Source organism: Acinetobacter sp. 778_lipA (assembly GCF_058242985.1).
Genome location: NZ_JBZAYT010000001.1, coordinates 3,092,041 through 3,105,015, shown reverse-complemented (window position 1 = coordinate 3,105,015; position 12,975 = coordinate 3,092,041). Strand labels below are relative to the sequence as shown.

13 protein-coding genes and 1 pseudogene are annotated in these 12,975 nt (G+C 38.1%); 5 read left to right on the top strand and 9 right to left on the bottom strand.

What is annotated here, in order from left to right; translation table 11 throughout:
• Positions 1–282: 282 nt before the first annotated feature.
• Positions 283–3,306: a DNA gyrase subunit A gene (gene gyrA, locus AC4CUY_RS14760; RefSeq protein ID WP_490774334.1), complete on the top strand. Its 3,024-nt coding sequence runs from the start codon at positions 283–285 to the stop codon at positions 3,304–3,306.
• 192 nt (positions 3,307–3,498) lie between these two features.
• Positions 3,499–3,791 (top strand): annotated as a pseudogene (locus AC4CUY_RS14755) (NGG1p interacting factor NIF3).
• Positions 3,792–3,847: 56 nt separating this feature from the next.
• Here the strand turns inward: AC4CUY_RS14755 and AC4CUY_RS14750 are convergent.
• Positions 3,848–4,606, bottom strand: coding sequence for a nitroreductase family protein (locus AC4CUY_RS14750; protein ID WP_490774333.1), 759 nt, complete (start codon positions 4,604–4,606; stop codon positions 3,848–3,850).
• A gap of 98 nt (positions 4,607–4,704) precedes the next feature.
• On the bottom strand, positions 4,705–5,505 hold the full coding sequence (locus tag AC4CUY_RS14745; RefSeq protein WP_004717217.1) for an enoyl-CoA hydratase: 801 nt from the start codon (positions 5,503–5,505) through the stop codon (positions 4,705–4,707).
• 101 nt (positions 5,506–5,606) lie between these two features.
• Between AC4CUY_RS14745 and AC4CUY_RS14740 the strand changes: the two genes are divergently transcribed.
• Together AC4CUY_RS14740 and AC4CUY_RS14735 are read left to right on the top strand one after the other, a co-directional pair.
• On the top strand, positions 5,607–6,173 hold the full coding sequence (locus AC4CUY_RS14740; RefSeq protein ID WP_336951767.1) for a nicotinate-nicotinamide nucleotide adenylyltransferase: 567 nt from the start codon (positions 5,607–5,609) through the stop codon (positions 6,171–6,173).
• Positions 6,174–6,235: 62 nt separating this feature from the next.
• Positions 6,236–6,799, top strand: a complete 564-nt coding sequence (locus AC4CUY_RS14735) for a YceI family protein (protein ID WP_336951766.1) — start codon at positions 6,236–6,238, stop codon at positions 6,797–6,799.
• Positions 6,800–7,109: 310 nt separating this feature from the next.
• Here the strand turns inward: AC4CUY_RS14735 and AC4CUY_RS14730 are convergent, their stop codons facing one another.
• Positions 7,110–8,000, bottom strand: a complete 891-nt coding sequence (locus AC4CUY_RS14730) for a LysR family transcriptional regulator ArgP (RefSeq protein ID WP_336951765.1) — start codon at positions 7,998–8,000, stop codon at positions 7,110–7,112.
• Positions 8,001–8,179: 179 nt separating this feature from the next.
• On the opposite strand from AC4CUY_RS14730, the gene AC4CUY_RS14725 reads away from it, so the two are divergent.
• Positions 8,180–8,782, top strand: a complete 603-nt coding sequence (locus AC4CUY_RS14725) for a LysE/ArgO family amino acid transporter (RefSeq protein ID WP_419327162.1) — start codon at positions 8,180–8,182, stop codon at positions 8,780–8,782.
• Between the two features lie 156 nt (positions 8,783–8,938).
• Here the strand turns inward: AC4CUY_RS14725 and AC4CUY_RS14720 are convergent, their stop codons facing one another.
• The 6 genes from AC4CUY_RS14720 to dapD all read right to left on the bottom strand — a co-directional run bounded on the left by AC4CUY_RS14720 (position 8,939) and on the right by dapD (position 12,941).
• Positions 8,939–9,400, bottom strand: a complete 462-nt coding sequence (locus AC4CUY_RS14720; protein ID WP_336951763.1) for a peroxiredoxin — start codon at positions 9,398–9,400, stop codon at positions 8,939–8,941.
• Between the two features lie 9 nt (positions 9,401–9,409).
• The gene (locus AC4CUY_RS14715) at positions 9,410–10,102 is read right to left on the bottom strand and encodes a Dph6-related ATP pyrophosphatase (RefSeq protein ID WP_490774332.1); all 693 of its coding nucleotides are present in this window, start codon (positions 10,100–10,102) and stop codon (positions 9,410–9,412) included.
• Between the two features lie 65 nt (positions 10,103–10,167).
• Positions 10,168–10,578: a hypothetical protein gene (locus tag AC4CUY_RS14710; protein ID WP_004717195.1), complete on the bottom strand. Its 411-nt coding sequence runs from the start codon at positions 10,576–10,578 to the stop codon at positions 10,168–10,170.
• A 13-nt stretch (positions 10,579–10,591) separates the two neighbouring features.
• Positions 10,592–11,263, bottom strand: coding sequence for a 7-cyano-7-deazaguanine synthase QueC (gene queC / locus AC4CUY_RS14705; protein WP_004717194.1), 672 nt, complete (start codon positions 11,261–11,263; stop codon positions 10,592–10,594).
• Between the two features lie 36 nt (positions 11,264–11,299).
• On the bottom strand, positions 11,300–12,010 hold the full coding sequence (gene queE / locus AC4CUY_RS14700) for a 7-carboxy-7-deazaguanine synthase QueE (protein ID WP_490774331.1): 711 nt from the start codon (positions 12,008–12,010) through the stop codon (positions 11,300–11,302).
• A gap of 109 nt (positions 12,011–12,119) precedes the next feature.
• Entirely contained in the window at positions 12,120–12,941 is an 822-nt protein-coding gene (dapD, locus tag AC4CUY_RS14695) for a 2,3,4,5-tetrahydropyridine-2,6-dicarboxylate N-succinyltransferase (RefSeq protein WP_034612558.1), read from the bottom strand.
• Positions 12,942–12,975: the final 34 nt, after the last annotated feature.

Below are 12,975 nucleotides of genomic sequence, written 5' to 3'. Positions count from 1 at the left end.
TTTCGAGATAAAAATACCCATTCATTTATAAATTTAACGATGCTTAATTGAGTGGACAATCAGGCGTTTTTTTATTGTCAATAAATCGTTAAAATTGTTTAAAAATACTACAAAAAATCATGATTATAGTGTGGTTGGATAGGCACAAAATCGCTTGGTTTTATGCTATACTGTGCGACTGAATTTTAGATTTTGGCTCAACGCTTTTTGAGCTAAATTTTGACTAGCTAGATTATATAAATGAGCAGTAGCAGTTTGCACTGTTTGTAATAAGGAGTATGCATGAGCGTATCGGAAATTAGACCGATTGCCATTGAGGATGAACTAAAAAGCTCATATCTCGATTATGCCATGAGTGTTATTGTATCTCGTGCATTACCAGACGTGAGAGATGGTTTAAAACCTGTTCATCGTCGTGTGCTGTTCGCTATGCACGAGTTAGGCAACGACTATAACAAAGCCTATAAAAAATCTGCACGTGTTGTTGGTGACGTAATCGGTAAATATCACCCACATGGTGATTCAGCTGTTTATGAAACAATTGTTCGTATGGCTCAAGATTTTAGTCTACGTTATCAATTGGTTGATGGTCAGGGTAACTTTGGTTCTGTCGATGGTGACAGCGCAGCAGCAATGCGTTATACCGAAGTGCGTATGCGTAAGCTCACCCATGAAATGTTAGCTGACTTGGAAAAAGATACAGTCGAGTGGGAAGATAACTACGATGGCTCTGAGCGTATTCCTCAGGTTATGCCAACACGTATTCCTAACTTACTGATCAATGGTGTGACAGGTATTGCTGTCGGTATGGCGACCAACATGGCGCCACACAACATGACAGAAGTAGTTAATGCATGTTTGGCTTATGCAAATAATCCAAACATCTCAATTGAAGGGTTGATGGAATATATTTCTGGTCCAGATTTCCCTACAGGCGGCATTATCTATGGTAAATCAGGAATTGTAGATGCTTACCGTACGGGTAAAGGTCGTTTGCATATTCGTGGTAAATACCATTTTGAAGAAGATCAAAAAACTGGTCGTACGACGATTGTTTTCACTGAAATTCCTTATCAGGTCAATAAAGCAAGAACCATTGAACGTATTGCTGAATTGGTCAAAGAGAAAAAACTTGAAGGTATTTCAGAACTTCGAGACGAATCTGATAAAGACGGGATGCGTATTGCAATTGACTTAAAGCGTGGCGAAAACGCTGAAGTTATTGTTAATAACTTATTTTTAAATACTCAACTTGAAAATTCATTCAGTATCAACATGGTTTGCTTGGATAATGGCCAACCTAAACTGATGAATTTAAAAGACATCATTGCGGCATTTATTCGTCACCGTCAAGAAGTGGTGACGCGCCGTACCATGTTTGAATTACGTAAAGCGCGTGAACGTGGTCATATCTTAGAAGGTTTGACTGTTGCTTTAGCCAATATTGATGAAATCATCGAAACCATTAAGACTTCTGCGAATCCAGCTGAAGCACGTGAGCGTTTACTTGCTGGCGAATGGGCGGGTGGAAATGTTGTTGCATTGCTAGAAAAAGCGGGTGCAATTTCAGTTCGCCCAGATGAGATTGAAGGTGAAGATCCAAGTCGTCCATTTGGTTTAGACGGTCAGCTTTATCGTTTATCTCCAGCTCAAGTTGGTGCAATTTTAGAATTACGTTTACATCGTTTAACAGGGCTTGAACAAGATAAATTACAAGCTGAATATTCTGAAATTTTAGCTCAAATTGCTGAACTTACCGCAATTTTAAATGACTTCAATCTTTTGATGAATGTGATTCGTGAAGAACTTGCATTGGTTCTTCAACAATATGGCGATGCACGTAAAACGGATATTGTTGAATCACGTATTGATTTCTCTCGTGAAGATTTGATTCCAGAAGAGCAAGTTGTTTTAACTGTTTCAAAAACAGGGTATGCAAAAACGCAACCATTGTCTGATTATGCTGCACAGCGCCGTGGTGGACGTGGTAAATCTGCAACTTCGATGAAAGAAGACGATTATATTCAACATTTAATTGTGACATCGAACCATGCAACTGTATTGTGCTTTACCAATGTAGGTAAAGTTTATCGCTTAAGAGTATTTGAAGTACCTCAAGCGTCACGTGGTGCAAAAGGTCGCCCAATGGTGAACTTATTACCACTGGATGCAGAAGAGACCATTACAGCGATTCTTCCTGTTATCGATGCACCGAAGAAATTTACAGAGCGTTTAACAGAGTTTAGAACTTTTGTCCGTGCCAACGTTGCTCAACTGCGTCAAAATACAATTATCGACTCACATTATGAAGCACTAAAAGCTGCGTTTGCAGATCTTGGTGAAAATCCAGATGACTTATCAGATGCTTTACGTAAGCAACTCAAAGAAATTGGTATTGAACTTTCTGCTTCTGATCTTGATGATGAATTAATCGCTGAATTTGCTGAACGTGTAGAAAGTGTTCGTAAAAACTTCTATGTATTTATGGCAACAGCATCAGGTACAGTAAAACGTGTTGAATTAGAGCAGTTTGGTAATGTTCGTTCAAATGGTTTACGTGCGATCGAGTTGAAAGAAGAAGATACTTTAATTGGTGTTGCAATTACTGATGGCGAACAGCAAATCATGTTGTTCTCGAATGAAGGTAAAGCAATCCGTTTCTCTGAAACTGATGCTCGTGTGATGGGTCGTACTGCGAAAGGTGTTCGTGGTATGCGTGTGGCATTGGCTGCGGCACAAACAGAAGAAGATGTTGAAGTTGATGTAGATTCAGATGATGAAGATACTATAGATTCGAATACCAATGTGGTTAGCCGAATCGTTTCGTTAGTTGTTGTACCAGAAACTGGCGAAGTATTATGTGCTTCTGCAAATGGTTATGGTAAACGTACACCAGTAGATGACTTCCCAACTAAAAAACGTGGTGGTAAAGGTGTTATTGCAATTAAAACATCTGAACGTAATGGTGAGTTAGTGGGTGCTGTTGCCATCGATGAATCTAAAGAATTAATGTTGATTTCTGATGGTGGAACACTGGTTCGTACCCGTGCTTCTGAAGTAGCGAGAACAGGTCGTAATGCCCAAGGTGTTCGTTTGATCCGCTTAGGTAATGAAGAAGTCTTGGTCGGTGTGGTTGCGGTTGAAGCTGTCGAAGCTGATGATGAGATTATCGATCAGTTAGACGCGATCGAAGGCGAGACTGCTTTAGATTCAGAGAATTTAATTGATTCTGAAAAATTAGTTGATGATGAAACTGTTATGGATGTAGGTGAAACTGAGTCTGATAATACTGAATCTGACGAGTAATTTTTAGAGAAATAAAAAGAGCGCTTAGGCGCTCTTTTTTGTATTCTGATCAAGCTTATGAAATCTACAGTTCTGTTTAAATCTTATGAATTGTGCTAACGATACATAGCTTTTTTCTAACGAAAACCAAATAAAAATAAGTAAAAGTAAATACGAACAAAGCTATAATCAAGTTTTTGATTATAAAATAATATGCTTAAACTGATCTACTATGTTCCAGAATCACACCTTGAAGCAACCAAACTTGCAATTTTTCAAGCAGGAGCGGGTGGTATTGGTGATTATGAACATTGCGCTTGGCAAGTGTTAGGAATAGGGCAATTTAAACCGTTAAGCGGTGCACAGCCTTTTATAGGCTGCCTGAATGGCGAGTGGAAACTATCGTTCCTGAACACAAGGCCAAACAAGTGGCAATCGCTTTAAAAGCAAGTCATCCTTATGAAGAACCTGCTTTTGAGTTTATTCAAATCATTGATATTGAATAATAGTTTAAAAATCTCAACCCTCTTCTGAACAAAGAGGAGGAATTTATAAGCTAAAATTAAACTTTTTGAATAAACAAATCACGATCAAAACGGTATTGTGGGAAGAATACGCCATCTTCAGCACGTTCACCGGCACTAATCACCATGACTGGAAATTCTTTATCACCTAGATTGAGGATCTTGCGAACTAAGGGTTCATCAAAACCTTCCATCATGCAACTGTCAAAACCATAAGCACGTAAAGCCAGTACCAAGTTTTCACAAGCCAAGGCTGTTGTTTTACTGGACCAAAGCTTTGCATCAGCTGGGTTGAATGCAGTGACAGGAAGTTGTTTATCTAAAGTGCGTGCTACTTTAAAAGCCACCTTTTTAAAGTTACCTAAAGCATTCAGATAACCTGTTTTATAGTTATATGCAATAAATTTATAATATTGTTTTACAGCTCTTGGCGCTTCTGGCATTGGGAAATGGGTTAAATTGTTTTTTGCCATTTCATCAATACGGTCAATACGTGCCACACATACAATCAGTTCTGCGGCTGTTTTTGCTGATAATTGGCTTAAACAAGCTTTGACTAATTGTTTCTTTTTCGCTTGAGACTGAACCACATAGAACGTCCAAGGCTGAAGATTTGATGAGTTTGGTGCCAATAAAGCCAAATCTAAACAAGCATCTAAAACATCGGCAGGAATTTGCTTTTCAGTGTATTTACGTACTGAGCGACGACTTTCTATGACTTTACGGAAATTTTCAATATCGATATCTTGTGGAGCGGGTTCGTAATAGCGCTTCTTGGTCGTTGTATCTTGTGACATGATCTTTACCCATAATTAAATGATATGTTTTATTGGATTCAAAATGACAAAAGCCACTGAATATTAGTCATGCAGTGGCTTTTGACAGATTCTCTCAATTAATTAAATTGAGAGAAGTTTGGCTTACGCTTTTGCATAAATGCGGCAACGGCTTCAGCCATTTCAGGTGATTTAACGCGTTGCATAAAGATCACCGCTTCATCATCCACGCATTGAATAATCTCTTCAAGATTATGCTTCATTAATGCTTTGGTTTGTTTGATTGAAGCCAACGGAAGTGCTGCTAGGGTCTGTGCTTGGTGTAAAGCGTGACCATATACATCGTCTTCAATACTATTGATTAAGCCAGCATTGAGCGCTTTTTCACTGTTAAATTTTTGTGCAGTTAACAGTAATTCAGCCGCTTTATGATATCCCGCTTGTTGAATTAAGAGTTTACTGGAAGCACCCTCAGGAGAAAGTCCCAGACTGACAAATGGGATTTGGAATAGGGCAGTATTGTCTGCATAAACGAGGTCAGCATGTAAAAGTACTGTTACTCCGATCCCGATCGCCACACCACGTACTGCGCAGATCAATGGTTTAGATAAACGTGCAGCAGATTTTAATAATACAAATGGAGGGCCGTCACCTTCTTTACCTTCAAGTGGTTGTTGAATGAAAGCCATAAAATCTTTCATATCATTACCTGCACTAAAGTCAGCATCTGCGCCACGTAAGATTACCACACGAACATCACGATCTTGATCAGCTTCATCTAGGGCTTTTGCAATCCATAGATATAATTCACCATACAGTGCATTTTTTGCTTCTGGTCGATTAATTGCTAAAGTCAGTACACCATTCTCTAAATTTGCGTTTAAATGTTGATGTGGCTGTTGAATACAACTAAGTGTCATCGTACTATCCTTGCTTTAAAATTTAATTGGATTTTATGCCCTCATTATGTCGCATATTTGAAATTCTGTTGCAACTGATGAGTTCATAAAAAATTACTTTTATGACTTATAAATTTGATTATCTTGTTTATATTGGACGTTTTCAGCCCTTTCATCTCGCGCATATGCAAACTATTAAAATTGCATTACAACAAAGCCAATATGTAATTTTGGCCTTGGGTTCTGCGCAAAATGAACGGAATACTAAAAATCCTTTTCTGGCATCAGAACGGGAACAAATGATTTTATCTAATTTTTCTGAAGCGGATCAAAAACGAATCAAATTTGTACATGTTATTGATGTTTATAATGATACTAAATGGGTAGAGCTGGTTAAGTCCTTGGTGAATGCTACAGTTTTAGAGACTGATAAGATTGGTTTAATTGGTCACTTTAAAGATGATTCATCTTATTACTTAAAACTATTTCCAGAATGGCAAATGGTTGAATTGGATAGTTTAGTTGGCTCTATCTCTGCGACCCCACTACGTGAGGCATATTATCGTGGTGAAGTTTATCAGGTCGAGTTTCCTTTGGGCACAGCTGAGTTTTTAGAGAAATTTCAGAAAACGGAAATTTACCAACAATTAAAGTACAAATACCAAACGCAAGACAAATCAAATCTTTAATGTTTTTTGTGTGCATTGCAATACACTGAATAGAAATATATAGAATATGAATGGAGTATTGCATGCAGTTTAAATCAGTCGCTATAAACGGAGTTTTATTGGGTAGCTTCGTTATTTCGATTTCAAGCTATGCCGCGTCTTGGACATTGACACCCAATAGTGATGTTGGATTTCATATCGACTCATTGGGTATGAACATCGTCAAAGGGCAATTTAAGCGTGTTAATTCTTCCCTTAATTTTGATACGAGCGCTCCGCAAAATGCATCTACTGAATTTGTGATGGATGTAAATAGCCTAAGCATTAATAAATCTTCTTTAAAAAATATGATTATGGGTGAAGATTTATTTTACGCTGCTAAATATCCTTCCGCTTCTTTTAAAAGTATGGCATTTAAACCGCTTGCTAATAATAAGTATCTAATTTCAGGTAATTTAACCTTGCGTAATGTGACTAAGCCTGTAACTTTTAATGCGACAATTAAACCCAATCTAAATAATCCAAAATTGCTGGATTTTAGTTCTACTACAGTCATAAAGCGTAGTGATTTCGGAATGAAAAAAGCTGTGGGTGGCGTTGGAGAAAAAGTGAATATCCAAGTGTCTGGGCAGTGGAGGATAAAGTAATAACGTATAGTGCCCAACATAATTAGCATAATATCTATAACGTAGTTTTACATTTTTTATTGTTCAATTATTTATTGTATATCTATCGCATAGCGATACGGATATCATTTTTACGCGGGGACGATTCACTCATTCGACAATTTTTTTGGTACTTAGATACTTTAACTCTGAGTACTAGAACAAATTACAATTTTTTGCAACGCAAGCTAAGGGTTTAGCTCGTCCAATGTATGAAATTTCGATCTGGGATATGGTTGGGTTCTTTACATGTGATTTGAATTCGCTTTAATCAAATAGTATTAGCATGTGCTTAGATTAAAATAGACTGAGTATTACTAATTAAATCCAAAGTGAGTTTTTCCAGTTGCTTAGATTGTTGTTTCCAATGATGCCAATATAGATGTAAATCGGTTCTTGCTTTGGGTATGATTTCAAGTAATTGTCCTGTTACTAATTCTTTTTGAATTTGCATTTTAGGTACCATGCCATAGCCCAAATCGAGCAAAATCGCATCTACAAAAGATGTTGCAGAAGGAATAAAGTGGCATGGATAACTGTTTGGCATCAAGCCAAAAACTTGCTGTAAAACTTCGGCATGCACGTGGTCTTTATCATTAAAAATAACAGCAGGGATATGCCGTAATGTTTCACGTTGAATACCATGCTGAAAGTAAGTGTGGATAAAATTCGGTGTAGCAACCATCCTATAACTCATTGTACCTAAATGAATCGCCTCACAGCCTTTCATTGGTTTCGATTCGGTTGAAATACAGGCATTGACTAATCCCGCTTCCAGTAAGTGATGGGTTTGAGTTTGATCATCAATTTTTAAGTCTATAGCAATTTTTTCTGTAAGTAAGGTGTGTTGAATTGTGGGTAATAGCCACGTCACCAATGAATCGGCATTGGTGGCTATGTTTAATTTAAAAAATTGTGATTGTGAACTTTGTCCTTGAAGACTCTGAATTAAATTCTGTTCCATCAAGCGATGATGTTGTAGAAAAAGTAACACTTCCTGGCCTGCTTGAGTGACTTTGCATGGTCTTTCTCGAATGATCAGGACTTGTCCAAGTTGTTTTTCCAAAGTTTGCAAACGTAATGTTACCGCTGACGCTGTGATGTTCAAACGAATAGCAGCTTGCTCAAAGCTACCTGTTTCGGCAACCGCTAGAAAAGCTTCACTATGCTTACTTTGTAACATGCGGATCCTCTAAAAAATTGGGCGTTTTTATATAAAGAGATGAGTTATTTTAAAATACCCCATTACCAATAACTAAGAAAAACTTAACTTAAATGATATTTACTTAGAAATACTCATTTAAAGGAGTAAATTTGGATAATAGCACAATCCATTCAAAACTTTAAAAGTGTAGTTTTAAAATGTTGCAAAGTTATATGCAGGGGTTAGCTGTTGGGTTTAGCCTGATTATTGCAATTGGCGCTCAAAATGCTTTTGTACTCAAACAAGGTTTAAAGAAGCAACATGTATTTTGGGTTTGCGTGGTCTGTGCCGCATCTGACTCGATTTTAATTTTATTGGGTGTGCTTGGATTTTCAAAAGTTATTCAAACCCATCCAGAGTTTGTCGATTGGGCAAAGTATTTCGGAGCAACGTTTTTATTGGTCTATGGAGCACAACATTTTCTACAAGCTTTCAGAACATCGACAGGTTTAAAACCGAGTGAAAATAATGAATTCAAACTAATGAAAATGCTTCTGATTTGTTTAGCTTTAACTTGGCTTAATCCACATGTTTATTTGGATACTGTGGTTTTAATTGGTTCTATATCGACAAAGTTTGAATCTACCGCCGCGCTGTATTTTGCGATTGGTGCAGTAACGGCATCGTGGTTATTCTTCTTTAGCTTAGGTTTTGGTGCACGCTTTTTACTCCCCGTTTTTCAAAATCAACGCTCATGGCAAATATTAGATTTTATTATTGCATTAGTCATGTGGGGAATTGCAATATCTTTGCTGGTTTAATTGGTATTGTTGGTCAACTCAGCATAATGATCATTTTTAATGAGAAAAGAAGGAATAAGCTATATCGGATTTGAGTATGTTCTCAATAAGAAACTGCTAAAGTCCCTGACACGCTTAAAATCGCGTTAACTTCAAAGCGAGTAGGGACTTTTGCAGTTAAGCTTTTTGTAGTGCTTTTAAGTCTTCTAAAACTTGTTCAGCATGTCCAGCTGCTTTAACTTTACGATATTCTTTAACCAGTTTACCTTGATGATAAATAAATGTTGAGCGTTCAATTCCCATCACTTTTTTACCATACATATTTTTTTCTTTAATCACATCAAAGTGTTTACATAATTCTTCTTCTTTGTCACTGATCAGATTAATGGTCAATGCTTGCTTTTCAGTAAAGTTTTGATGTGCTTTTACAGAGTCACGAGATACACCAATGATAGTGGTATTTAAAGCGTCAAATTGGTCTTTTATACAGGAGAAACCAACCGCTTGAGTGGTACAGCCAGGTGTAGAATCTTTTGGATAAAAATATAAAACTAACCAATCTGTGGAGAGCTCAGTGAGATTGATTTCACCCGTAGTCGTAGGGAATTTTTGATTCGGAAGTAATATTTGCTCAGTCATTGTTTGTCCTTAAATGCTATCTTGTTTAAGTTCAAGTGCTAGAAATGCATAATTTTCATGATACAGAATATCACCTTTATGCAGTAAAAGTGGTTTTTTAAAAATGGGACCATCTATCAATGTGGTATGAAATTCACCAGCTTCACCACATGGATCAATCCCTCGTGTAATTAATTCATTCACAAAATCAGCTGTTAAAATTCTACCTAAATCTTCAACCCGCATACCGAGGTTTAAATTAATCGTCACAATGATGCTGACAAAACCCAGTTGAATCAATTCACTCACAATGTCGAGCCGTGGTTTTTGCCATAATGGCATGCATAACTGTAATTGGCTTTGCTCACAGACAGATTGGTTCCATTGCGCATGTCCAATCAGATCAATATCACCCGTAACAAGGGCTTCTGCACCCAGCTGTTTGGCTTGATTGAGCAGATTTAAAAATTGATGTTCATACTCATTCCACGTGGCTGCTGTTTTAAGAATTGGTAAACCAATCAGCTTAGCTTGAGTATCAATGATATCCAGCGGCATGGCGTGAGAACGAGATCTTTGCCCATGTTCTTCTAACATGACCATTAAAGCCACGGCTTGTCCAGTTTGCAAAGCATGGTATAACGCAAGGCTACTATCTTTACCGCCACTATATGAAGCAACAAACTTTTGTTGCTGTAGAACAGTGTCCCATTGATCTAGCATATCGCTTTGTATCATCCAATTGTAAAAAGAGCCTGCATATGCAGGCTCTTCACAACAAGAAGAAATTATTTCTTCGCTTGTGCAGCTTTCATTGCTTCTTCAGTTAAGGTTTTTAATTTACCTGTTAACTGAGGACCAAAACATGTTTGAAGGTCTTGGTTGTTTTTTTGAACGAAAGCCAGTGTCGCTGGGCTTTTCTTTTGGTTAATGGCACTTTGAATTTGCCATTTTTGATCATTGGTTAACTTACCATCAGATTCAACAGCACAGCTACAGTATTTACTTACTTCCGCAGAAGTTAACTTACCACCTTTAGCAGTTTCTGTTTTACACACACCAATAAGCGCAGATTTCACATTTGCGCTTTTATAGGCTTGTTGAACTGCATTTGATTCAGCAGCAAAAGCCGTAGATCCCATTAAAGCCGAGGCTGAAAATAAAGCAGAAAGAATAAGACTTGATTTTAAATTTTTCATAAACAGTACCTTGTTATTGCGGTATATAACGTGTTGGGTCTGCAATACCTGCATCCTTAAAACCTTCTTTACGAAGTCGGCAGCTATCACACTTGCCACAAGCACGTCCTTGGTCATCTGCTTGATAGCATGAAACCGTTTGACTATAGTCTACGCCATGTTCGATACCTAAGCGTATTATATTCGCTTTGGATAAATGTAACAGAGGTGTTTCAAATTTAAGAGGCTTTCCTTCCACACCCACTTTCGTTGCAAGACGAGCCATATTGGCAAAAGCCTCGATAAACTCTGGTCGGCAGTCAGGATATCCTGAATAATCAACAGCATTGATGCCAATTACAATTGCTTGAGCATCAAAAACTTCAGCAGCAGCAAGTGCATAAGACAAGAAAATGGTGTTACGTGCTGGAACATAAGTTACAGGAATACCATCTGTTTCATGATCAGGTACATCAATGTTAAGGTCTGTAAGCGCTGAACCGCCTAAATTACCTAAATCGATATTAATCACACGATGTTCTACACCTGCGCGTTGCGTTAAAGCACGGGCTGCATCGAGTTCAGTGGTAGAGCGTTGACCATACATAAAACTTAGGGCGATACAGTCATAGTTTGCTTGAGCCCAAGCCAAACACGTCGTTGAGTCTAAGCCACCAGATAATAAGACTACGGCACGAGGGCGCATATCCAACTCTCCAAATATTAATAATTGACGATAAATTTAACGACCAGTTTCATCGTTCCAAAGCAATTTATGTAATTGCAACTGGAAGCGAACAGGGAGATGGTCTTCTAAAATCCATTGTGCTAAATCACGAGCAAGCTGAGGCAAACGTGCCACACCTTTTTCCACTGCAAAAGCAGGAGAAAACCAAACTGTACTGACTTTTTGCTCTAAAGCGTATTGTTCAACTTGCTGTTTAGACCATTCATAATCTTCACGATTACAAATCACAAATTTGATTTGATCATGTTGGGTTAAATGATCAAGATTGCTCAGTAAATTTCGTGCAACCTCACCCGAAGTTGGGGTTTTTAAATCTAAAACTTTTGAAACGCGTGAGTCGACTTTAGAGACATCTAAAGCACCGCTGGTTTCTAAAGAAACTTCACAACCTAAATCTGCCAAACGTTGCATTAGGGGTAAGGCATTGGGTTGAGCGAGGGGTTCGCCACCTGTGACACAGATGTAAGGAGTTTTATAATCTAATGTTGTTTGAATTATTTGGTCAAGCGATTGGCGCTCGCCACCTTCAAAAGAATAGGTGGTATCGCAATAGGTACAGCGTAATGGGCAACCCGTTAAACGAATAAAAACAGTAGGTAAACCCGCAGTGTTGGCTTCACCTTGCAATGAATAAAAAATCTCCGTGATACGTAGCCCCGCAGACGGATCAGAAACAGGAATAGTTGAAGAACGAAGAGAATTCATGAAATTTACCACAGATTACAAAATGAAAAATCTCTACGATCACGATTGACCGTAGAGATGAGAAGCGATTGCCATGCTAGATGACTAAAATTCCACGAGGAGATATAAATTAGTCTTCGCGAAGCAATTCGTTCAGGCTTGTTTTAGCGCGTGTTTTAGCATCAACTTTCTTGACAATAATTGCAGCATATAAGCTATACGTACCACATTTAGATGGTAGGCTGCCTGAAACAACAACTGATCCAGCGGGTACACGACCATAATGGATTTCACCTGTTTCACGGTCAAAAATCTTAGTCGATTGACCAATGAATACGCCCATTGAAATAACTGAGCCTTCTTCAACAATCACACCTTCAACGATTTCAGAACGTGCACCAATAAAGCAGTTATCTTCAATGATTGTTGGGTTTGCTTGAAGTGGTTCAAGAACACCACCAATGCCTACACCACCTGAAAGATGAACATTTTTACCAATTTGGGCACACGAACCTACAGTTGCCCATGTATCGACCATTGTGCCTTCATCTACATAAGCACCAATGTTTACATACGAAGGCATCAATACTACATTTTTCGCTTGGAAAGAACCTTTACGCGCAACAGCAGGCGGTACTACACGTACACCAGCAGCTTTAAATTGTTCTTCAGTCCAACCTGTAAATTTAGTCTCTACTTTGTCATAGAAACGAAGATCACATGATTCGATTGGCTTGTTATCATTTAACTTAAAAGACAATAACACAGCTTTTTTCAACCATTGGTGAACAATCCATTCACCGTCAATTTTTTCAGCTACACGAAGTGTACCGTTATCTAAGCCAGCAATGGCTTCTTCAACAGCTTGACGTACTTCAGCAGGGCAATCTACTGCTGTAAAGTTAGCACGGTTTTCAAACGCTTGTTCGATGATCGTTGAAAGCTGAGACATGATCTTCCTTCCCAAAAAATTTTAAAAGATTCTA